The organism is Mesorhizobium sp. M7A.F.Ca.US.010.02.1.1, from assembly GCF_004023085.1.
Classification (GTDB): domain Bacteria; phylum Pseudomonadota; class Alphaproteobacteria; order Rhizobiales; family Rhizobiaceae; genus Mesorhizobium.
In genome coordinates this window covers 48,884-71,417 of the sequence record NZ_RZRV01000027.1, presented here as the reverse complement: position 1 = coordinate 71,417, position 22,534 = coordinate 48,884, and the positions used below count along the sequence as shown (strand labels likewise).

The 22,534-nt window shown below is 59.9% G+C and carries 14 protein-coding genes and 1 riboswitch; of the genes, 7 read left to right on the top strand and 7 right to left on the bottom strand.

The genetic code is table 11. The features are described 5' to 3' along the window. The first annotated feature begins 344 nt into the window (after positions 1-344). From EOA19_RS23825 to EOA19_RS23795, 7 genes are all read left to right on the top strand, one after another. Positions 345-5,930 carry a DUF3320 domain-containing protein gene (locus EOA19_RS23825; RefSeq protein WP_063169424.1) on the top strand — a complete coding sequence of 1,862 codons (5,586 nt, stop codon included), beginning with the start codon at positions 345-347 and terminating at the stop codon, positions 5,928-5,930. Positions 5,931-6,001: 71 nt separating this feature from the next. Beyond that, positions 6,002-7,261, top strand: coding sequence for a DNA repair exonuclease (locus tag EOA19_RS23820; RefSeq protein WP_063169423.1), 1,260 nt, complete (start codon positions 6,002-6,004; stop codon positions 7,259-7,261). Continuing rightward, a complete protein-coding gene (locus tag EOA19_RS23815) occupies positions 7,258-10,731 on the top strand; it encodes an AAA family ATPase (protein ID WP_063169422.1) in 3,474 nt (1,157 codons plus the stop codon). Before EOA19_RS23820 ends, EOA19_RS23815 begins: the two co-directional genes overlap by 4 nt. A gap of 323 nt (positions 10,732-11,054) precedes the next feature. Next, a complete protein-coding gene (locus EOA19_RS23810; protein ID WP_063169421.1) occupies positions 11,055-12,221 on the top strand; it encodes an ABC-three component system protein in 1,167 nt (388 codons plus the stop codon). Then, positions 12,218-12,730 carry a three component ABC system middle component gene (locus EOA19_RS23805; protein ID WP_063169420.1) on the top strand — a complete coding sequence of 171 codons (513 nt, stop codon included), beginning with the start codon at positions 12,218-12,220 and terminating at the stop codon, positions 12,728-12,730. The genes EOA19_RS23810 and EOA19_RS23805 overlap by 4 nt, the downstream gene beginning before the upstream one ends. Next, positions 12,731-14,704, top strand: a complete 1,974-nt coding sequence (locus EOA19_RS23800) for a DUF3732 domain-containing protein (protein ID WP_063169419.1) — start codon at positions 12,731-12,733, stop codon at positions 14,702-14,704. It begins immediately after the preceding gene. Positions 14,705-14,728: 24 nt separating this feature from the next. Next, positions 14,729-15,295: a hypothetical protein gene (locus EOA19_RS23795; RefSeq protein ID WP_063169418.1), complete on the top strand. Its 567-nt coding sequence runs from the start codon at positions 14,729-14,731 to the stop codon at positions 15,293-15,295. A gap of 905 nt (positions 15,296-16,200) precedes the next feature. On the opposite strand, the gene EOA19_RS23790 is transcribed toward EOA19_RS23795, so the two are convergent. The 7 genes from EOA19_RS23790 to EOA19_RS23755 all read right to left on the bottom strand — a co-directional run bounded on the left by EOA19_RS23790 (position 16,201) and on the right by EOA19_RS23755 (position 22,184). Then, complete coding sequence (locus EOA19_RS23790) at positions 16,201-17,016, bottom strand: hydroxymethylpyrimidine/phosphomethylpyrimidine kinase (RefSeq protein ID WP_063169417.1); 816 nt, start codon at positions 17,014-17,016, stop codon at positions 16,201-16,203. Then, entirely contained in the window at positions 17,007-17,612 is a 606-nt protein-coding gene (locus EOA19_RS23785) for a thiamine phosphate synthase (protein WP_063169416.1), read from the bottom strand. The genes EOA19_RS23790 and EOA19_RS23785 overlap by 10 nt, the downstream gene beginning before the upstream one ends. Beyond that, positions 17,609-18,382: a thiazole synthase gene (locus EOA19_RS23780; RefSeq protein ID WP_024504259.1), complete on the bottom strand. Its 774-nt coding sequence runs from the start codon at positions 18,380-18,382 to the stop codon at positions 17,609-17,611. Before EOA19_RS23780 ends, EOA19_RS23785 begins: the two co-directional genes overlap by 4 nt. A 1-nt stretch (position 18,383) precedes the next feature. Next, positions 18,384-18,581, bottom strand: a complete 198-nt coding sequence (gene thiS, locus EOA19_RS23775) for a sulfur carrier protein ThiS (RefSeq protein WP_024504260.1) — start codon at positions 18,579-18,581, stop codon at positions 18,384-18,386. Beyond that, positions 18,550-19,551: a glycine oxidase ThiO gene (gene thiO / locus EOA19_RS23770; protein WP_063169415.1), complete on the bottom strand. Its 1,002-nt coding sequence runs from the start codon at positions 19,549-19,551 to the stop codon at positions 18,550-18,552. The genes thiS and thiO overlap by 32 nt, the downstream gene beginning before the upstream one ends. After that, the gene (gene thiC / locus EOA19_RS23765; RefSeq protein WP_063169414.1) at positions 19,548-21,383 is read right to left on the bottom strand and encodes a phosphomethylpyrimidine synthase ThiC; all 1,836 of its coding nucleotides are present in this window, start codon (positions 21,381-21,383) and stop codon (positions 19,548-19,550) included. The genes thiO and thiC overlap by 4 nt, the downstream gene beginning before the upstream one ends. 103 nt (positions 21,384-21,486) lie before the next feature. Further along, a riboswitch (TPP riboswitch) is annotated at positions 21,487-21,603 on the bottom strand. A 317-nt stretch (positions 21,604-21,920) separates the two neighbouring features. After that, positions 21,921-22,184: a hypothetical protein gene (locus EOA19_RS23755; protein WP_082826710.1), complete on the bottom strand. Its 264-nt coding sequence runs from the start codon at positions 22,182-22,184 to the stop codon at positions 21,921-21,923. Positions 22,185-22,534: the final 350 nt, after the last annotated feature.

Genomic DNA, 22,534 nt, shown 5'->3' with positions numbered 1-22,534 from the left:
ACCCGCCGCCGGAGGTTAAGCCCCAGAAGGATAAGGCAAAGACTGGATCTGAATTGGACCGCGTTCCAAGTGCGGGAGCCATTCGGGTCCGCAACGGACTCTCTGTGTCAGAAAAAGACATTGTGGAGGCGGCTAAATACGGGGGCAGGGAGCGAGAATCCTCGTCGGATAGCGACTAGGCAAAGGGGGCCAAGAATGCAGGCTCTGACCCATATCACACGTCGCAATATTGGACGGTGTCCAGAAGTGATCGCAGTCGTTTCTAATTGAACACGGCTGTTTTTTCTTGCGCGAACGCTCTACGCGGGCTCTAGCTGGTTCTCCTTTCAAAGGGGATGTAAGTCTTGGACGTAAAACAGTCAGTCTTCCAAAGCGATCTCCCTCTAAAGGAGAAACTCGAGCGCGCCAGGATGGAGTTGCTCGATCTTTCCGCCCGCAATCGACTTTTGAATGTGCCGCGGTTTTCCAAGAGCGCGAAGACGATCGATATCGTCGATGAGAAGTCGTCCGAAATTTATCGATTGCTGGTGACCGAAGGAAAGGCTTTTACCTTCCTGGCCGGCAAGCCCGATAGGCCGAAAGCGGGCCAGGATGAAAGCAGCCCTCCAGACGAAGAGATCGACTATTCCCCCGTCGCTCTCGCCCAACCAGAGGACGATGGAGTCGATAACAGAGGGATATCCGCGCGGCACTCGGACACCAAGCTGCAGACGCGTATGACCCCAACTGGGCTGCAGCGGCGGCTCCTTGATCTCTACCATGATGCCCGCACACTCGAGGAAGAGCAGGGCGTCAATATCCTCTTTCTGGCCCTTGGAATGCTGAAGTGGATTGACCCGAACAACAAAGAGAACATCCGTCAGGCCCCCCTCATTTTGGTGCCGGTTCGGCTTGAGCGAGGGGCCGCTGGAGAAAAATTCCGCCTACGAGCCCGGCCGGAAGATCTTACCGCAAACCTCTCCTTGGAACTCTATCTCGACCGCATTCACAAGCTCGCTCTGCCGCGTTTTGAGGTGGGAGATGACTTCGACGTCTCGGCCTATCTCGATGCCGTTGCCGAAGCAATTTCGACCAAAGAGGGTTGGGAGGTGCTTCGCGACGATATGGTGCTCGGCTTCTTCTCGTTTGCGAAGTTCTTGATGTACCGTGATCTGGATCCGGATCTCTGGCCCGATGGCGCAAAGATTATCGAACAACCGAAGATCCGCTCGCTTCTTTCAGATGGTTTCGAAACACGCGAGCCGCTTATGTCGGACGACATAGCGATTGATCCGCACATTGCGCCCGCCGAAATGTTGCATATCGTCGACAGTGACAGTTCTCAGACACTGGCGATCCATGACGTCAGAAAAGGTCGCGACCTCGTTATCCAAGGTCCGCCTGGGACAGGAAAATCGCAGACGATCGCAAACATTATTGGGTCGGCCGTTGCCGACGGAAAGACCGTGCTGTTCGTGGCCGAAAAGATGGCAGCGCTGGAGGTCGTCAAGCGACGGCTTGACACTGCTGGGGTGGGGGACGCCTGCCTTGAGCTGCATAGTAACAAGGCGAACAAGCGCATGATGCTAGAGGAGCTGCGGCGAACCTGGCAACTCGGATCGCCCAGGGGCCAGCTTCCTTCTTCCCTAACTGATCGCTTGCTGGAGGCTCGCGATAAACTCAACGCACATGCTGCACGAATGCACGTTGCGTTCGGAGCGTCCGAACTCACTCCTTATCAGGTTCTCGGCCAGCTAACCCGACTAAGGCAGGTCGGTCAGAAACCAGTGGACATCGAACTTACGGATGCCACAAGCTGGACAACTGACGGCGTTTCGCAACGTCGCAAATTGCTCGATGAGGTCTCTCAGCGGATCAACGAGATCGGCTTGCCGATCCACCACCCGTGGCGGGGAGTTGGCCTGGATGTCGTTCTTCCAACGACCATTGAGAGGCTCGTCCCACGCATCGCGGCGTTGCTGGACCAAGCCAAGGCACTGCACGCCAAACTGGTCGGTATCGCTGAGCGGATCAAGGCCGAGCCTCCGAAAATTCTCAGCGACAGCGGCGAGATAGAAGATCGCGCTGAGCTTCTCGCGTCCGCGCCTGGACTTCCTGCCGAGGCGCTCGTCTCGCCGGTATGGGATGAGCGTCCGAAAGACATTTCATCGCTTCTCTGGTCAGGAACGGATTTCGCCCGCAAGTCCGAGGAACTTTCGGAGCAGTTGGCGGCAACGGCTATCGACACGCCAATTGAAGGTCTCGAGACAGAGCTTGCAAAGCTTCCCTCGGAATTTCCGAAAGATGGTTTCCATCGTGCGCGACAGCTCACCATTCTGCTCCCACGCTTGAGGGAAGAAGCTGAGCGCCTGAATCAGGAACTCGGATCGGCGATATTGCCAGACACGTTGGCAGGCTTGCTCAGGCTGGCCGTGACCGGCGAGCGAGTAGCGGCAGCACCTGACGCAAGTCCGGAGGCCTTCGCAGCCACCGTTTGGGACTCCGGACTTGAGCAGGCAGGCGACCTTGCCGACAGCGTAGCGACGCTTGAGGCTGCCAGAGCCGACCTTCAGGGCAAGGTTGTTGACGCGGCGTGGAGCACCGAGGTGGCCGCGGCGCGGCAGGCGCTCGCCACACACACGGGAATATTGAAAGCATTGAACGGCGACTACCGTCGCGCCACAGCACTTGCGCGGACTATTGTGGTCGACCCTAGCGCGCCTGCGACGCAGATAGTTGGTCTCCTCGACCTTTTGATGAAGGGTCAGGCTGCCGCAGCAAGAGTCCGCGAAGGCGACGCTTTTGGCCGTTCCGCCTTCGGGGCAGATTGGCGTGGGGAGCGATCGGCTTCCGCGCCACTGCTCGCGCTAGTGGAGTGGATGCGGACTCTACGAGGGCTAGGCCCCGAACCTCGGATTATCGCCGGCCGGATGGCGGAACGCTCCGAGGCCGGTGCGCGTGCAGCGCGCGTTCGCAAGGTTATCGAAATCGGTCGGCCAATTATCGAAGGTTTCTGGAACGATCTCGGGCACCTCGCGTCATCCATGCTAGGCGACGTGGCTTCCGCCGAGCGGGCCTCGCTGCAACTGATGGAAGCGAAGGCGAGCACTGTAGCTCAAGCCGATGATGCGTCACGACAGGTTCTGACTGACGTTCCGGATCTAATCACTGAGCGGGTGGAGCTACTGCGCCGACTAGGCAGACTACAAGCACTTGCTCAAGGGATCGATGCGGGAGAGAGCCTTGGCAAGTTCGTATTCGGCTCGTCGTGGCACGGTCGAGGATCCGATTGGGCCGCTCTCACGCAAGCCGAGCTTTGGCTGAAAGAAAATGGCTCGATCCGACATCTGGCTGCGCGGTTGCCTGAAAGAATCGAGATCGCAAACTCGGCACGTTCAGCACGTGAAGCGGCCCAAGCGGCAGCGCGGGAATTGAAGGCGCTTACAGGGGATTTGAAAGCCGATGCTCCCTCCTTGTTTGGAGTAGTCGATTTTCCGGACGTCGCGATAGGCGAGGTCGTTTCTCGGCTGCAGGGTTGGCTCGATCATCAGGAGCAGCTCTCGAAATGGGTTGCCTATGAAGAGCGATCCGAAACGGCCCGAAAGGCTGGACTGGGACAGTTGATAGACGGCCTAGCCAACGGCCAGATTACAACAGGATCGGCTCGATCAGTTTTTGATATGGCCTACTACGAACGAATGTTTCTGGCGATGGCGACCGATGAGCCGGAGCTGGCAAGGTTCGACGGGGAACTGCATTCCAGGGCTGTACGTGACTTCGCAGATCTGGACCGCCAGCGCATCAAGGCCGGCGCCATCGAAGTTGTAACGGCTCATCACCGGAAAATTCCTTCAAGAGACGGCGGAGCTGGACCTGTCGGACTGCTTCGTTCTGAGATGGCGCGCAGACGAGGCCACATGCCCATCCGGCAATTGATGCAGAAGGCAGGCCCTGCCATCCAGGCGCTGAAGCCAGTGTTCATGATGAGCCCGCTTTCGGTGGCGCAATTCCTGTCGCCCGGCCGGATGTCCTTCGATCTGCTCGTGATGGACGAGGCGTCTCAGATCCAGCCCGTGGACGCACTTGGCTCGGTCGCCAGGGCCAGTCAGGTGGTCGTCGTTGGCGACGAACGCCAACTGCCACCCACGACATTCTTCGCGAAGATGACAGGCTCGCAGTCTGAAGATGACGAGGGTGAGGGCGCGCAGGTCGCCGACATTGAAAGCATCCTCGGCCTGTTCACGGCCCGCGGCTTGCCGCAGCGTATGCTGCGCTGGCACTACCGTAGCCGTCACCAATCTCTAATCGCAGTATCGAACAGCCAGTTCTACGAGAACCGGCTTTTCATCGTGCCAAGCCCTTATACCCAAGAGGCAGGTATGGGGTTGCGGTTTCATCATGTGCCGGAGGGGGTCTTCGATTCCGGCGGCACAGGAACCAATCCGGTAGAGGCGAGAGCAGTAGCGGAGGCGATCATCCGTCATGCGAAGGTGAACCCGCAAGAGACTCTAGGCGTTGCAACATTTTCGGTTAGCCAACGCCGCGCGATCCAGGATGAACTCGAAGCGCTGCGGCGACTAAATCCCGACACCGAGGAATTCTTTCACGCTCATCCAAGCGAGCCATTCTTCGTCAAGAACCTCGAAAATGTTCAAGGCGATGAGCGCGACGTGATCATGATCTCGGTGGGGTATGCCAAGAATGCCCAGGGATACATGGCCATGCGTTTCGGCCCTCTTGGCGCGGAAGGCGGCGAGCGTCGGCTCAACGTCCTCATAAGCCGCGCCAAGCGCAGCTGCGAAGTATTCGCGTCCATCACAGACGAGGACATCGACCTGGAGCGTGGCAAAGGGAAAGGCATCTTCGCCTTCAAGCTCTTCTTGCACTACGCGAGAACAGGGCGAATTTCGCTTGCCCAAGTCACGGTTCGCGAAATGGATTCAATCTTTGTAGAACAGGTAGCCAACGCGCTGATCGAAATGGGTTATCAGGTTCATGCTCAAGTGGGCATTGCCGGCTTCTTCATCGACCTCGCAGTTGCGGATCCAGAGAGGCCAGGCCGCTATATTCTTGGCATCGAATGCGATGGCGCAGAATATCACTCATCTCGCTCGGCCAGAGATCGAGACCGGCTTCGGCAGTCGGTTCTGGAAGACCATGGTTGGATCATCCATCGCATCTGGAGCGCTGACTGGTTCCAACGGCCTCGTGAGCAGCTGGAGCGAACCATACTAGCGATTGAGGCCGCCAGAAAAGAACTCGATGAGCGGGCCGAATTGGGGGTCCAGAGAAATCGAGCTGTAGCCGTGCAGGTTGTTACGGTCGACCGAGGCAACGTGACGGAAATCGGTCTCGAAAGCACAAACGGATCCGAGACACCCAATCGAGCCTACGAAGAGGCCGAACTAAAGCGACCGGGATCGTTCGAACTCCACGAGACGCCCAGCGGAATCATGGCCGGACTGGTCGAGCAGGTCGTGGCTACAGAAACGCCAATCCATGTCGACGAAATAGTTTCGCGTATTCGGGACGCCTGGGGTCTGCAGCGGGCCGGTGGCAGGATTCAGGATGCAATCGAGCGGGGGGTAAGCATAGCACAGAGAGGTGGTTCAGTAGCCCGTCGAGGCAACTTCTGCTTCAAGCCAGGTGTTCCTGTTCGTCTCAGGGATCGCAGTGGGGTCGTGTCCGCTGGATTGCGCAAGCCCGAAATGATTGCGCAGGACGAGGTCGCCCAAGGCGCTATGGAAGTCGTGAAATCCAACCTCGGTGCGACAGAGGAAGAAATCGCCACAGGCGTTGCCAGGATGCTGGGCTTCAAAGCCACAAGCGCACAATTAAGGCAGCTGATTTCAGCTGGGGTCGCCGATTTGGTTGCCAAAGGAGTGTTACGGTCCCAAGACGGCTTGTTGGTGGCCGGCGAATCCGCGAGCGAGAAATTAGCTGAAGTGTAACGGGGCGCTGCAGCGCCCTCGTTGCAATTTCTGTCGAAGCTCGGAACACCTCTTTTGCTGGCGGAGGCCGAATGGCATTTCGATTCGTACACACGGCCGATATTCATCTCGACTCGCCGCTTCGTTCGCTGGCGATGCGAAATCCCGATCTTGCCGGGCTGGTGGGCGACGCCAGCCGCCAGGCATTCGTTTCGATAGTGGATCTCTGCCTTGAGGAACGTGTGGCCGCGTTGGTCATTGCTGGCGACCTATACGATGGCGACCAGACTTCAATGAAGACAGCGCGGTTCTTGGGCGCGCAGATGACACGCCTGCACCAGGCCGGCATCATGGTTTTCAAGATCCGCGGTAATCATGACGCCCTGTCGCGGATTTCCAAACAGCTGGTATTTCCCGACACCGTTACCATCTTTGGTGGTCGTGCTCAGTCGGTATTGCAGACAGCCGGCGGTCTGGACGTCGTATTCCATGGTTTGAGCTTTGCGAACCCTAAGGCGCCGGACAGCCTGTTAACCAAATATCCGGCGGCTCGTGAAGGGGCCGTCAACATAGGCATCATGCATACCAGTCTGGCTGGATCGCCAGGTCACGACGTTTACGCGCCCTGCAGCATCGCTGACTTGCACGCCCACGGTTTCGACTATTGGGCCCTCGGCCACATCCATGCTCGCCAAGTCCATCCTGGCGCCAGTGCCGTGGTGATGCCGGGAATACCGCAGGGGAGGGATATCAACGAGGCCGGTGAGAAATCAGTCACCCTGGTGACGGTGCGCCACGACCGTTCGGTGGAGATCGAGGAACGGCTGACCAGCGTTGCGCAGTTCGAACGGGTGAGCGTCGACCTTACCGGAGCGGTGGAGTGGCCCGAGGCCGTCGCGCGTGTTCGCTTCGCACTCGAAGAGATGCGGGCAACCGTCCGATCGCGTCATGCTGTGGCTCGCATTGGCCTGACAGGAACGTCACCACTGATGTGGGCGCTGATCCGCGACAGGGACCTCCTTCTTGCCGAAGCCGAACAGGCTGCGGAACAGCTAGGCCATACGTGGGTGGAGAAGCTCGAGCTTGACCTCGCGCCGCCTCGGACGGAGACCGCCGAGGATATTGCTGATCCGATTTTCGAACTCGAGCAATCAATGCGTGCCGATGCCACCTCGGAGGCCTTCCGCGCTGAGGCGAGGGCGTTCGTCCAAAAGATGGTCGCCGACCTTCCGGCCGACGGGCGGGATTTTGCTGGGACGGACGAAGCCGGGCTGGAACAGTTCCTCGATCAGGTGCTTTCCAAGGGCGCGGACTTGGTGACTGCCCGCCTTAAGGCCGGTGGATCGTCATGAGGTTGCGGCGCCTTGACCTCATTCGTTATGGAAAGTTCACCGATCGTTCGATCGACTTCGGACCCAAACCGGAATCCGGACCTGATCTGCATATCGTGTTTGGCCTGAATGAGGCCGGCAAATCGACTGCGCTTTCGGCCTATCTAGACTTGCTGTTCGGCATCGAGGAACGGAGCCGCTACAACTTCCTGCACGAGTACAGTGCCATGCGCATCGGCGGGGTGCTGGAACTGGCCGGCTCCGAACACACGTTCACGCGTACGAAACAGCGCAGTAATTCGCTATTGAATGCGACGGGCCAACCGGTAAGCGAGGTGGCGATCACGGCGCATCTCGCCGGTCTGTCGCGCGACGCCTACACGACGATGTTCTCACTCGATGACGAGACGTTGGAAGCCGGCGGAAAATCTATCCTGGAGTCGCGGGGCGACCTCGGCAAGCTTCTGTTCACGGCCAGCGCCGGTCTTGGGAACGCAAGTGATACGTTGAACGCCCTCGAGGCCGAAGCAGACGCTCTGTATCGGAAGCAGGCGCATGGAACCGAACTGGCGCTGTTGAAGAAGCGCCTTGTTGACGTAAAGTCGCGCAGGGATGCGATCGACACCCTTGCATCAACCTACGAGGGCCTGGAGGCCGAACGTCTCGATGCAGCGCAGCAGTACGGCCGAACCATCAGCGATCGGGCGGTGCTGGTGGCCAGGCTGGATACCTTTGCTCGTTACGTGCGTGCTGCGCCGATGCTGGCGGATATCCGGCGCAAGATTGCCCGGCTGGATCAGCTGCCGGACATCGCCTCCCCAGCCCGGACATCGACGGGAAGTGTCACCGAACTGATCGATGACGATGCCAGCCTCAGAACGCGGCTGTCCGCAAACATCGACGAGACCGAGCGCCTGGCGGAAAAAGTCACTGCGGTCGACGAGGACGAACCGATCCTGTCGATTTCCGAACGCATTCGCGGGCTGGCGGAGAGCAAGGTGCGCCATACCGCGGCTGGCTTTGACTTGCCCACTCGCAGGATGGAGCTGCAAATCCTCAACAACAGCGTGGCGAGCTGCCTTGCCGCCTTGGGCCGATCTTCCGAGGCGGATCCTGGCGCGCTGCTTCTGCCTGCCGTCACCGTTGGCGTCGTTCGCGCCATGGTCGAGCAGAGGTCCGGGATTGCTACCGGGATGCGTGCCGCTCGCGACGAAGCCGCGGCGGCACTCGATGCGCTGCAGGTGGCAAGGCAGCGGGTCGGCGAGGAAAGGGCGGTGCCCGAACCTGCCAGGGCAAGGCTGGGCTCGGCTTTGTCGAAAGCGCGAGCAAGCGGACACCAGGCAGAGATTAGGACGGCTCGCGAGGCGGAAGATGCGGGAACAATCCGATGGAAGGCGGCGCTCGCGCGCTTGCGTCCATGGAACGGAGATGCCCTCGCTCTCGCCAACGTCGCGGTTCCGAGCGCCGGGCAGATTGCCGCCTGGAAGACGGTAGCGTCAGAACTGGCAAGGAACACCGCCGTACTTGCCGAACGCCTTGCTGAATACGAGGGCAACCATGCCATGCTCGCCGCACGATTGGATGCCCTTCGTGCCTCGGGCGACATTGTCGACGATGAAGCGGCTACCGCCATCCGCCGAGTTCGCGATGATGCGTGGGCAACGCACCGCGCAGCGCTGACCGGTGACACCGCTGACGACTTCGCCGTGGCATTGGCGCGCGATGACATTGCCAGCGCAGGCCGGCTGGCCGGCGCGGCGGATCTGGCTGAGATCCGGGCAACTACGCGCGAGCTGGCCGAGGCCGCGGCCAACCTGTCACGCAACGGCATCCAACGCACACAGCTCGGCAAGGATGTGGATACCCAATTGTTGGAAATCCGCGCGGCCGCCAGGGACCTGCTCGGAGACGCCGTGGAACCTTCGTCTGAGCGCCTGATCGAAAGGATCGAGGATCAGATCGAGGCGCGCAGCGATGCGCTCGCTGCCTGGGAGCAGATCGAACTTGCTCGCTTGAAGGCCGAGCGAGCCGCTGACGCCGGCGAGCAGATACGCTTGGAAATGAGAGCAGTGCTGGGAAGCGTCGGCATTGTATCAGAGTCCAACGACACCCTCGAAGCAATCATGGCCATCGCGGAGCCGTTTCTGGATCGGCAGCGCAAGGTGGACGCCGAGTATGCCGAGGCGCTCAGAATGGTGAGCTCCAAAGAAGAGGATCTAGCGGCACGACGGGTTGCAGTAGGTGTGGCGGAGCGTCGCGAGGAGGAATGGCTGGCCGGCATTACCGAAGCACTCAAGGGAACTTGGCTCGAAAGCGGGCTCTCCGCATCCGGCGTCGGCACTGTGCTCGATCAATTGGCCGAACTTTCAAGAAGCCTGCAGGAACGGGACGACCTGCAGCTGCGTATCGACAAGATGGAGGCCGACAGGGCCAATTTTCTGGTCGAGGTCATCGCCGTTGCGGTTGAAGCCGACGAGCCGACGAAGGATACCGACCCGGAGCAGTTGGCCATCCGCCTTGCCGAGCGCCTAGAGCGTGCCGAGCGGACACGTGAAACGAAGGCAAGCCTCGGCAACGACCTGAAGCGCCTCAAGGAGGCGCGCGACATCCTCGACACTGAGATTTTGGCACACGAACGCCGCAAGAACGAGGTGCTGGGCGTCTTTGGTGTCGCCACTCTGCCCGAGGTAGTCGAACGCGATGAGCTGTTGCGTGAGCGCGATGGCTTGCGCACCACCGTCGCCGAACTTGAGGAACGGATAGTGGCGGAGCTCGCGGTCGACGGATTCGAGCAGGCCCGCTCGATCCTGGACGCGATCGATTTCGACGGCCTCGCGGTCGAGAAGGCTGAGGGTGAGCAGCGGCTTCGCCTGTTCGATGAAACCATCCAGCAACAGCTGATCCGGCAGACGCGCGCGGCCGACAAGCTGGACGCCATCGGCGGTGATAGTGCGGTTGCACGCCTGGATGCTGAACGGCGCACAACCCTGCTGGAAATCGAGGAGAAGGCCGTTCGCTACATAGAGCTGAAGCTTGGCATCATGTCGGCTGGCAATGCTTTGCGGATCTACCGTGAGAGCCATCGCTCCGGCATGATGGCGCGCGCATCAGACGCGTTCAAGCTAATGACGCGTGGCCAGTATTCGGGGCTGACAACCCAGCCTGTAAGAGGTGGTGAGGTTCTCATTGCTGTGCAGGGTGACGGGCAATCCAAGGTCACCGAAGCGCTTTCAAAGGGTGCACGATTTCAGCTGTACCTTGCCCTAAGACTCGCCGGTTATTACGAGTTCGCGCAATTTCGGCCCTCGGTCCCATTCGTCGCCGACGACATCATGGAGACGTTCGACCATATTCGCTCGGAGGAGGTTTTCAGGCTGTTCGGAGCGATGGCAAACACAGGTCAGGTCATCTACCTGACGCACCATAAGCATCTATGTGAAATAGCTGAGGCTGTCGTACCGGGAACGAGGATCCATCAACTCGCACAGTAATTTTCTCCGGAATACGTGAACGAACCAGTGAAGGACGCCGAATTTGACGGCAAGTATGCGCCCAAAGTCAGACGTTCCGGCAAACTTCGCGTTCGTCCAAAAGCGGACATATCGCCCGAGCCATAGACGGCCCCGATGTGCCCATAATGGACGTCCTGCAAATTCATTGTCCTGCCGAATCTGGACTTCGAGAGCTGGCCCTAAACAGCAATTGTATCGCGCCTAGCCGTCCTATCGCCGGGGCGCCAATTGTAAACAACGGCGAACTATACCAATATCGTTACTGGCTTCTTCCGGTGCGACTCGGGAGAACGGGATGGGCAATGAACGCGAAGACGCAAACGGGAAAACACAGCGCCGCTGGCCAATACCTCGGCTATGCGCTTCAACCTGTACGCCTTTGCTTTCACCTGCTCAACGCGCCTAGCGGCGCCTTGGTCTCTCTTGAACATTTAGACGATGTGGCGGTTCACCTGGTCGGCGGCGAAGTCGTTCTTGAGCAAAGCAAGAGCGCACTGAAGCAAAATCCGATATCCGACTGGGCTGCGGACCTGTGGAAGTCTCTGGCCAACTGGCTCAGCTTCATGGCGGCGGGAGAGATCGACCCGGCGACCAGCCATTTCCGGCTATATGTCACACCGGTGAAGGCGGGTGCCTTCGCGATCGCGCTGAACGACGCGAAAACAGATGCCGACGTGGAGGCGCTGGTCGCTAACCTCGCCAAAGCCCACAGCAAGCTGAAAGCTGCACCGGCATGCGACGCCGACGTCCAAGCTTTCCTGAACGCTGATGCGGCTCATTGCGCCGCCTTGGTCAAGAATCTCGCCGTTATCAGCGTCGATGCAGATCCCGTCGATCCGATACGCGCGATCTTCAAGCCGACGGTCTCTCCGCTCATCATCGACCTAGTGTGCGAACGCGCGATCGGCGCTGCGAAGGAGGCGGCGGACAGGCTGATTAGAGCTGGCAAGCCCGCCATCTTGGACGTGGACGCGTTTCAGGCCGAGCAAAGAGCATTTGTTCAGAAGAACAACCTTCCAGGGCTGCTGTCGTCTTTCACCAAGCAACCGCCTGTCGAGGCCATCGAACAATTGATCGCCGACCGTCCCGCCTTCGTCCGCCAACTCGAGCTGATCGAGGTGGGAGACGAAGCGTGCGTCCGGGCTGTTAGCGATTACCTTAGGACGCTCGCCGACATCTCGATCTGGGGCGAAAGCGGGCTAATCTTTGAGAAGAACCTAAGTGACTGGGACGATGATCTTGTCGGTCGCTATGAGCACGTCAGTGCAGAGGTGCACGACATACAGGCCGGACACCCCGCAACGGTTCGTGGTAGAATAGTTTACAGGCGCTGCGCGCAGTTGCAGCCTCCACTCGATGGTCGAGTCGTCCCCGGTCATTTCGTCCACGGATCATTCAACGCCCTTGCCCACGGCCTGCGCCTCGGCTGGCATCCCGACTACCAGACTCTTTTGGAGCCAGCGACTTGATTGAGGCTGGCCGATCGCACCTACCGCTCAGCGACCTCGCCCTTGTCCAGAATCCAGGACTTGGGGCTTTCGCATTGTGGCAATTTGGCCAAGGTTTCCAGGCTGAGGACGAACGTCCAGCGCCGTTCGCCTTGGCGTTTCTCGTGCTGCCAATCGTCCTGCATCGCGCAACGCTCGAAATCGTGACTTCGACAAACCGACCCTCTGGACTGGCGCTCTTCGCGGCCAAGCTCGGGAAGGAACGGGAACAACTCCTCGCCGTCCACGAGCGAGCGCTGCTGCTGCGTACTCTGACATTGCAATCGGCCGCTGTCGGTGTGAGCGGGCGGCTGCTGTCCGTGGATTACAAGGATGCTACTTTAAGAGCAAACGTACCAGAACCGAAACCGAGGAGGCTCGTCCTTCCAGAGCGCGTCAAGCACCTCGGACCTGCCTCGGAGAAATTGGGTTTCTGGTTTTCGAACCTGGGGACCGCGCAGGTGGCCAACCTGTTACGGGTGGAGTTCTAGATGTATTTCCAGCTTCGAAAACTGATCCTTTGGCCCCGCAATGGTGCAGCGCCGCGGGTCGTCAAGTTCGAGCCCGGTGTCGTCAACGTCATCAGCGGCGCGTCGAAGACCGGGAAGTCCGCCGTTATCCCTATTGTTGATTACTGTCTGGGCTCGGAGAAATGCGCGATTCCGGTGGGCGTAATCCGCGAGAACTGCAGCTGGTTCGGCATTCTGATCGAGACGCTGGAGGGCGAAAAGCTCTTGGCGCGACGCGAACCGGGGGACCAACAGAGCACAGGCGACATGGTGCTGCTGGAGGGCGCACAGGTCGAAATTCCGGAGACGATCACCGACAAGACCACCAATGTCGACACGGTCAAGCGCGCGATGAACCGCCTGGCAGGACTGACTGACCTCGACTTCGAACCAGGTACAGAGAATGGATTCAAGCAAAGGCCAAGCTTCCGCGACCTCATGGCCTTCACGTTCCAACCTCAGAACGTGATCGCCAATCCCGACGTGATGTTTTTCAAGGCCGATACGACGGAACACCGGGAGAAGCTAAAGACCATCTTCCCGTACGTTCTGGGCGCGGTCACGGCAAAGATTCTCCAGGCGCGGTTTGAGATCGATCGGCTCCAGCGCAACCTCCGCCGGAAGGAGGCTGAGCTACGCGCGATCGTGTCGGCAACTGGCGCTTGGCGGGCGGAGGCGGAGGCGTGGCTGCGTCAGGCAGTCGAACTTGGCCTAGTCGATTCCTCCACTGAAGTGCCGAAGGACTGGAGTGACGTTGTTGACCTGCTTCGGCGCGTGTCGAACAGCAACTCAAGTCTTGCTCGACCAAGCCTGGCCGGCATCGATGTGGTGCTGACGCGTCTGGAAACCCTTCGTGCGTCGGAAACTGAAATCGCCGCGCGACTTACCGAGCATCGTCAGCGCCTGAACGAACTGCGCCGTCTGGTGGAGAGCAGCGAGGCGTACGGCGACGCCATGCGCATCCAACGTGACCGCTTGGACCTTTCCACGTGGCTGAGGGACTTGGCCGACGAGTTCGCCGATCCGTTGGTCGCACTCGGGGACGGCGGCCGCGAGAAGGTCTTGGCCCTTTGCGACAACCTCGGCGGTCTGGAGATCCGACTGCGGACCCACCCTGCGATGTCTAACACGCTTGACAAGGAAATCCTGCGCCAGCGCGGCGCCGCTGAAGCGGTCCTATCTGAGTTGAACGATGTCCGTAGCGAGATAGCGGTGCTGGAACGGGACTCTGACGTCGCCCGAGACGAGGCCAATCGCTTCGATAGGCTTGAGCGCTTCCTCGGTCGATTGGAGCAGGCGTTGCACGTCTACGACCGCGCCGACCAGTCGTCGGATTTGCGGCAGGAACTCACCTCGCTGCAGGCCGATATTGCAACGCTGCAAAAGACGATCTCCGAGGCCGACATCCAGCGCAAGCTATTCAACGCGTTGCACCAAGTCTCCCATCATGCCAATCGGCTGATTCCGCAGCTTGACGCGGAGTGGCCCGAGGCCCCGATTAGGCTGTTGATTGAAGACCTGACCGTCAAGGTGACTAGGGGAACGCGTGAGGACTACCTGTGGGAGATTGGCAGCGGCGCCAATTGGCTCGCGTATCACGTCGCACTAATGCTTGCGCTGCAGCACTACTTCCTGGCCGAACCTCATCACCCAGTCCCTGGTCAGCTGATCTTCGACCAACCTAGCCAAGTCTATTTTCCTAAGCGGGCGGCGGGCGACGAGGGCCCCGACCTCATCGCGTGGAGGGATCAGGACGTGGTCGCCGTCAGGAAGGTCTTTGCGCTCCTAGGCGCTGAGGTCATGGCCGCGAAAGGTCGCCTCCAGATCATCGTGCTGGATCATGCAGATGAGGACGTCTGGGGCAAGCTTCCCGGAGTCAAGTTGATTGAGGAATGGCGTGGACAGGCCCTCGTGCCTCAGGCTTGGATTGCCGCCGCATCTTCCAACGGTGGATAATAATCTGCTGCCAGAGGAGAAGGCATGGCGAACGTGGACGAGATCAACCGTCTGACGGCCCTTGGCTTGAACGTCATCACAGCCATGGATGTCGCGGAAGGAAAACTAGACGAAGCCTTCGAGGTCGCCCGCGCTCAGGAGAAACGCAAGGTCGACATCTGGTGCAAAGGAAGAAAGAACATTCCGGTTGCACTGACTGCGATATGGGACTGCGATCCTGCAAACTTCTATCTCGCGTTCGACGGCGATGATCCCAGCGACCACGCTTCGACGGATTTCATTCTTATCGACGCTGATGTCACTGACGTTGGCGGCAGGCTTACCTACGCCGCCAGCAGGGACAAGGGTCCTTGGCATCAACGTTACAAGAGCAAGAGCTGTGGGATCGCCTACCGATGGCTGCATGGCCGCGGTGTCACACCGCCTTTGCTCGGCGAGTACCAAGGCCAAGTTCACATCGTAGGAGGCATGCACCGCTTCCATCTTGCCAAGCACTATGGGACGACGCGCATGCCATTCCTCGTCCGGAGGGCCGAACTAGCCGCAGTAATGGCGTTGATCCCCTCGGCGACCGACACCGCCAACTCGTAATGGCGGGGACTGCAGAAAAGAAGCGAATGAGTTGCGAACTTACCGGGATCACTCCCCGAAAGCTGACCGACGGCTTCCGGCCCCGTTGCGGCCATTCTTACTCCCGCACTTTGGCTTTTCCAGCGCTAAACCGGCCTTGGGCGATGAATGGAAACGGTCAGATGTTCCCGGTCTGTGCTCGAAAAGTCGCATAAAAGGGCAGACTGGTGTGACGTCCGGAATTATTGGGCCTTTCACGGGTTTACCGGTCCCGAATTATCGGTTGCTGGCGGGCGGGCTATGCGATTGAAAACAGGAGAGTTTTCTGGCTAAGGGTGGGGTTTCAGACTGAGTTTACCAATGCCCTTAATGACGATTAATTCTGGATTGGCATCAGGTGATTGGGTTTGCGCAGAATATAGCCGCCCTTATTGGTAAACCCGCTCACGGTCGACAACGGATTGGTCAACCTAGGACGACAGGATTGGTAAACCGGAGCCGCCCTATCGACGAAGGTCTAGCTTGGCGCATTCACTGTCGCCGGTAGGCAGATATTCGGGCGACAATCGGGACCAGCGTGCGACGCCGCCAAGCGTGAGACACGTCGGCTACGCCGCAAATCGACACGGTTTGACCGGGCGCAATACCGCACCGATCTTCTAATCTCGGCTTAATTCCGGAGAGAGGCAGATAATTCCGGACGCCACACTGATTGGTAACCTAAGGCCACCCACCACGCGGATTGGTAGCCCACAGGAATAGGTTTGGTAACCCTTATCGAGTGAGGGCCGCTCGTACCTTTCGGCGGGTTCGTTTCAGTTCTAAGCCCGGCTTAATTCTGGACAACGACAGATAATTCTGGACGGCACAGTGGAACTCAACGCGTTGTAAGGATGGCATAGAGAAGCAGTAGCCCTCCAGTCTCGCTACTGGAAAAATTCTGGAAAATGGGTCTGCTTGGCTGGACGCAGAACGTTGTGATTATTCAGCCGGCATTTCTGAAGCTTCTCGAACACAAACAGCTTGCCTTCGCGCACGCTATCTTCGAGCGACTTCGCCTTCGCCAGATGCGCCGCAATCGCGCTGGCCAGCATGCAACCTGTTCCGCGCATCGATATAGCAAGGCGCGGCGTGTCGAAGTGGATGGGTTCATGATCGGAGCGTAACAGAATATCGGCCGATCGGGGACCCGACGCGTGCCCACCCTTGATCAGCAGGGCCTGAGGGCCGACGGCCTGCAGTCTTTGTCCTTGTTGGAGCGCACCGTCCTCATCCGAAGCCGGTTCGGAACCAGTAAGGAGCGCCAGTTCAGGAAGGTTGGGCGTGACAATGCAGCAAAGCGGCATCAAATCGCGCTTCATGGCAGCGATAGCGCCTGCTTCCAGAAGTGCGCGGCCTGAGGTGGAGGCCAGCACAGGGTCGAGTACTGCCGGCACTTGCGGAAATTTGCGCAGCACTGCGGCAACGGCAACAATGATCTTGGCAGTCGCCAGCATGCCGATCTTGATTGTGGCTACGTCGTTGGCCTGTAGCGCGGCACACATCTGATTGGCCACCATGCTGGGTGGCGAATGATGGATTTCGATCACGGCGTCGTGCGTTTGCACCGTTAGCGCTGTGACGGCGAGACAGGTGCGCACGCCAACGGCAGAGATCGTCTCGATGTCGCGTGCTATTCCAGCACCCCCGCTGGAATCTGATCCGCCAACGACAAGCACATGCGGTTCTCGTCTCATCGCCATCGGTCCGTCTTTTCGATCCATTCTCGCGTGCGCGCTTCGGGGTCGAAGCTCAACGTGATGTCCGTGACCACTGCGGCGCTGTTGGCGCCGGCCTCAAAGACGCCGTCGAGGCGGTCGGGGTTGAGGCCGCCGATGGCGACCAATGGGATCGGCGCCACCCGCCGCTTCCACTCGCTGATCCGCTCTAGCCCTTGCGGTGCCCACTTCATTTTCTTCAAAGTGGTGGGATAGATCGGACCGAGCGCGACATAGTCGGGCTCGGCAAACATGGCCGTTTCCAGCTCGACATGATCATGCGTGCTCAATCCGAGCCTGACGCCCGCTGCCCGTATCCTCGAGAGGTCGGCCGTTTGCAAATCCTCCTGGCCCAGATGCACGAAATCGCAGCCTTCCTCGATTGCCAGGCGCCAATAATCATTGATGATGAGCTGGCTTTTGTGTTGGACACACCAGGCCTTCGACTTGCGGATCTCCGCGCGCAGCCCGGTTTCATCCATGGTTTTGATGCGAAGCTGAATCAGCTTGACGCCGAGCGGCGCCAACCTTTCGATCCAGGCGGCGCTGTCGACGATCAGGTAGAAGGGATCGAGCTTCATGAAAAAACGGCCCTGCCGACCATCGGTGTCGATGGCACGGCGACGTCGCGCGGTTCGAGCATTCCCGAACTGAACGCCTCACGACCGGCGTCGACCGCCTTACCGAAAGCACGCGCCATGCCGACCGGATCTGCCGCCTTGGCGACCGCTGTGTTCAGGAGCACGGCGTCAAAGCCGAGTTCCATGACGGTGGCCGCGTGCGACGGCCGTCCGAGCCCCGCATCCACAATCAGCGGGACGCCAGGGAAATATCCGCGCATCGAGCGCAGCGCCGTCATGTTGACCGGTCCCAAGGCGGAACCGATCGGTGCGCACCACGGCATCAGGACCTTGCAGCCCGCTTCCAGCAGCCGCTCGGCGACAACGAGATCGTCGGTGGTATAGGGGAATACCGCAAAGCCGTCCTCGCACAGGATGCGGGCGGCTTCAACCAGACCGAACACATCCGGCTGTAGCGTGTCGTGATTGCCGATCACTTCGAGCTTGATCCAGTTGGTGCCGAAGACCTCGCGCGCCATTTTCGCGGTGGTGACGGCTTCCTTGACGGAGAGGCAGCCGGCGGTATTGGGCAGGGTTCTGGCGCCCAGCGAGCGGATCAACGACCAGAATTGTTCGCCGGCCCTACCGCCCGCCATCTCACGCCGCAACGAGACGGTCACCACCGACGTGCCCGATGCCTTGACTGCATCGGCAAGGATGGCCGGCGAAGGATACTGAGCCGTGCCGAGAAGCAGGCGCGACGAAAGCTCGGTTCCATAAAGCTCCAACATGCTAGCCGCCCTGCATGGGCGAGAGGATTTCGATCCGGTCGCCGTCGCTCAACTGGAACTCCGCGCGGTTGGCTTTGTGCACGAGGTCGCTGTTGACGGCGGTGGCGAGCCAATCGCCCTCATAGTCGAGCGCGGCAAGCAACTCGGCCAGCGTGGTGGCGGCAATCTCACGCGCCTCGCCGTTGACCATCAGTTTCATGAGCATGCTCCTTGGTTCTGTCTTGACTGAAAACCAGGTCGGCAGCCTGGCGCGCCATGGCGGGGGCGAGGAGAAAACCGTGACGATAAAGACCGTTGATCGCGATGATCTCACCGTCTGTTTCGACGCGTGGCAAATTGTCGGGAAATGCCGGACGGACACCCACACCGGTTTCAACGATCTCGGCCTCACCAAAGGCCGGATGGAGGGCATGGGCGGCGCCCAGCAGCTCCATCATGGAACGCGCCGTCACCGGTCCGGCGCTCTGGCTTTCAATCATCGTCGCTCCGATCATGAAACGGTGATCGGTGCGCGGCACGGCATAAAGCGGAAAGCGTGGATGAAGCAAACGGACCGGCCGCGACAGCGAGACATCAGGCGTGCGAAGGATCAGCATTTCGCCGCGAACACCGCGCAGCCTGTCATCGGCCGCTGCCATTCCCATGCAGTCTATCTGACGGGCGAATCCCGAAACAGGCCGGGCGTCGCAGCCGAAGTGGAATTTGACACCCATGGTCGCAAGCTTGTCATGAAGTGCCGCCATCGCCGGGCGTGGGTCGAGGTGAGCCTCGTCGGGGAAGAGCAATCCACGCCGGAAGCGGCCGGCGAGGTCGGGTTCCAGGAGCGCAATTTCGTTTTCATCGACGCGCCGATGCCCTGACGTGCGACTGGCGAACCGGTCAAGCTCACCGGCATCACGCGGCGCGGCCACGACCAATGTCCCGGCCCGTGTCACCTGACCCGACAGCACCGCATCCCACCAGTCGGCAGCATCGCGTCCGAGATCCAGCACCGGCTGCTCCGCGCTTTCGCGCTCGCACCATGGCGCCAGCATGCCGCCGGCGAACCACGACGCGTTGCCACCAAGGCCATGCCGCATCTCGGCGACGGTGACCGTCGCGCCGCGGGCGGCGAGTTCGAAAGCGACGGTGAGGCCGGCAACGCCGGCCCCTTTGACGAGCACCCTCATGATGGTTTGGGAGCCTCTGGCACGACCGGTACGCCAGTCTCGTCCGCCTGCATGTAGAGATCGCCGCCCTCCCGGTATTTTGCCGCCATTGCCGCCATGCCTTCCTTCTGGGCCTCGGCACGGATGTCGTGGGAAATGCGCATGGAGCAGAATTTCGGCCCGCACATCGAACAAAAATGTGCCAGCTTGTGCGCCTCCTTGGGCAAGGTCTGGTCGTGGAAGGACCGTGCGGTTTCGGGGTCGAGCGACAGGTTGAACTGGTCCTCCCAGCGGAACTCGAAGCGCGCGCGCGAAAGGGCATCATCCCTGGTTTTCGCTGCCGGATGGCCCTTCGCCAGATCGGCTGCATGGGCGGCTATCTTGTAGGTGATCACGCCAATCTTGACGTCGTTGCGGTCGGGAAGGCCGAGATGCTCTTTCGGCGTGACGTAGCAAAGCATTGCGGTGCCGAACCAGCCTATCATGGCGGCACCTATCCCTGAGGTGATGTGGTCATAGCCCGGCGCGATGTCGGTCGTCAGCGGCCCCAACGTGTAGAACGGCGCCTCACCGCACACTGCGAGCTGCTTGTCCATGTTCTGCTTGATCTTGTGCATGGGGACATGGCCCGGGCCTTCGATCATCACCTGGCAGTCCTTTGCCCAGGCAATCTTGGTGAGTTCTCCAAGTGTTTCCAGTTCGGCGAATTGCGCCGCGTCGTTCGCATCGGCGATTGAACCGGGACGAAGGCCGTCGCCGAGCGAGAAGGAGACGTCATAGGCTCTGGCGATGTCGCAGATCTCCTCGAAATGCTCGTAGAGGAAGCTCTCCCGGTGATGGTGCAGGCACCATTTGGCCATGATCGAGCCGCCGCGCGAGACGATGCCCGTGACCCGGTCGACGGTCAGCGGGATGTAGTGCAGCCGCACGCCGGCGTGGATGGTGAAATAGTCGACGCCTTGCTCGGCCTGCTCGATCAGCGTGTCGCGGTAGACCTCCCAGTTCAGATCCTCGGCGATGCCGTTGACCTTTTCCAGCGCCTGATAGAGCGGCACCGTACCGATCGGCACCGGCGCATTGCGCACGATCCAGTCGCGGATGTTGTGGATGTTGCGGCCGGTCGACAGGTCCATCACCGTGTCCGCGCCCCAGCGGATAGCCCAGACCATTTTTTCGACCTCTTCGGCCATCGACGATGTGACAGCCGAGTTACCGATGTTGGCGTTGATCTTGACCAGAAAATTGCGACCGATGATCATCGGCTCGCTCTCGGGATGATTGATGTTGGCGGGAATGATTGCGCGCCCGCGCGCCACCTCGTCGCGCACGAATTCGGGTGTGACGAAATCTGGGATCGCCGCGCCGAAGGCTTCGCCGTCGCGTTGCAGCTTGCCGCGCATCACCTCGCGGCCGAGATTCTCGCGGATGGCTACGAACTCCATTTCTGGCGTGATGATGCCGGCGCGCGCATAGGCAAGTTGGGTCACCGCCTTGCCCTGCTTGGCCTTGAGCGGCCGATTGCGTATCGGAAATTCCGGTGTCAGGCGCTCGCCGGTGGCGAATCCATTGTCTTCCGGCCGGACGTGGCGGCCGTCATAGGCTTCGACATCGCCACGCGCCGTGACCCATTCGTGGCGAAGCCGGGCAAGGCCTTTTTCGATGCTGGTTTCGACTGATGGATCGGTGTAGGGGCCGGACGGATCGTAGACGGTGACGGGCGGTTCGCCGGCCGTCGGATGGACGGAAATCTCGCGCATCGGCACCCTGATCTGCGGGTAGAGGACGCCGGGCTTGTGGATTTTCCGCGAGGCGGGCAGTGGTCCCGTCGATACGGCGGGGGTGAGGGCATTCATCGTGAGGCTCCTTTGCTCATGCATTGGAGACCCAGTTCTGTGCCGGAAGGATGAAAAGACGCTTCTGTAGACCTGCTGCAACAGGACCTCGGGCGTAAACTCCCGCAAAGCGCTTGCACCGTCCCTACGCCAGTATGAACTGGATCAGGTTCAACGGGTCACTGCGCCGCGAAAGCCAGCAGTATCTCAGCCCCTTGCCGGGACTCCCCTGGTGAATGCCTTAGGTTGAACGGGCTGACGCTATCTTGTCAAGCGCATTCGGGCGCCTTCGGCCGGTGGCGACGACCGGCGGCCAGCCGGGCGGAGAGCTCGCGCATGCATCGGGGACAAGTCACGCCCCGTAGACCGGGGCTGAATGGCCAAAGCCTCATTCGCTTCGTGAAGGATGGAGAAACTGTATTGGCCATGTGCGCGTATCGACCAAGTAGCTCAGGCGGTCACGGATGTGGTTATTCTGGTCGAAGGTGACGAACGGCCTTGGGGGTCACCTCCTTTAGGATTCAGAGGTTGGAAGACGGCTTCTCGCGATCACGGCCATCAGGAAATACCTGTCTTCGGCTCAACCTCGACATGGCGTCCGATCGACCGCAGATATACAGCTATCTCGTTCATGAGATGATCGCGTTCGCCGTAGATTTCAGCAATCCTACGCAGCTGTGGCTCGACGGCCCTCCGTTGCGCTGGCGTGAAATCAGCATCGCCAAAGACGTATCCCAAGTTGCCAATCGCGCAAATTTTGCAGCCGGCGTCCACAACTGCTTGTACGAATGCCGGAATGTCTTTTTCTTGCATGGTCTTCATGTCGAACCTCTCGTGAATGGCGTGCTTGCGCCCCAATCTGCCTTTTCAGCGTGTCCTCTGGGCGGCGCAAGCCCTGAGCGTGACTGTGCACGGGCAACCTCGACTATCCCATCTGCCACGCTCTTTAGAATCGGTGGGGTCTGGTGATCGCAGGCTGGGCCACTCAAAAGCCTGCAAGAAGAAAGTCATGGCGACCATTGCTCAAGATCGCAAGGGTGCGTGCAAGACCTTCCGTTGGCAGTCATGCACGCTCGCTCAGAGATAGTCCGGCCGCGGAAATTCTCCCTTATTCGTAAGAAAGCTCATTGAGCAACTGGGCATTGAGCAACTGGGTCTCACGTCACGGGTCT

Coding starts and splice junctions, on each gene's coding strand:
- EOA19_RS23820 (WP_063169423.1), top strand. CDS start 6,002: ATGGCATTTCGATTCGTACACACGGCCGATATTCATCTCGACTCGCCG.
- EOA19_RS23815 (WP_063169422.1), top strand. CDS start 7,258: ATGAGGTTGCGGCGCCTTGACCTCATTCGTTATGGAAAGTTCACCGAT.
- EOA19_RS23810 (WP_063169421.1), top strand. CDS start 11,055: ATGAACGCGAAGACGCAAACGGGAAAACACAGCGCCGCTGGCCAATAC.
- EOA19_RS23800 (WP_063169419.1), top strand. CDS start 12,731: ATGTATTTCCAGCTTCGAAAACTGATCCTTTGGCCCCGCAATGGTGCA.
- EOA19_RS23795 (WP_063169418.1), top strand. CDS start 14,729: ATGGCGAACGTGGACGAGATCAACCGTCTGACGGCCCTTGGCTTGAAC.
- EOA19_RS23790 (WP_063169417.1), bottom strand. CDS start 17,016: ATGGCGATGAGACGAGAACCGCATGTGCTTGTCGTTGGCGGATCAGAT.
- EOA19_RS23785 (WP_063169416.1), bottom strand. CDS start 17,612: ATGAAGCTCGATCCCTTCTACCTGATCGTCGACAGCGCCGCCTGGATC.
- EOA19_RS23780 (WP_024504259.1), bottom strand. CDS start 18,382: ATGTTGGAGCTTTATGGAACCGAGCTTTCGTCGCGCCTGCTTCTCGGC.
- thiS (WP_024504260.1), bottom strand. CDS start 18,581: ATGAAACTGATGGTCAACGGCGAGGCGCGTGAGATTGCCGCCACCACG.
- thiO (WP_063169415.1), bottom strand. CDS start 19,551: ATGAGGGTGCTCGTCAAAGGGGCCGGCGTTGCCGGCCTCACCGTCGCT.
- thiC (WP_063169414.1), bottom strand. CDS start 21,383: ATGAATGCCCTCACCCCCGCCGTATCGACGGGACCACTGCCCGCCTCG.
- EOA19_RS23755 (WP_082826710.1), bottom strand. CDS start 22,184: ATGAAGACCATGCAAGAAAAAGACATTCCGGCATTCGTACAAGCAGTT.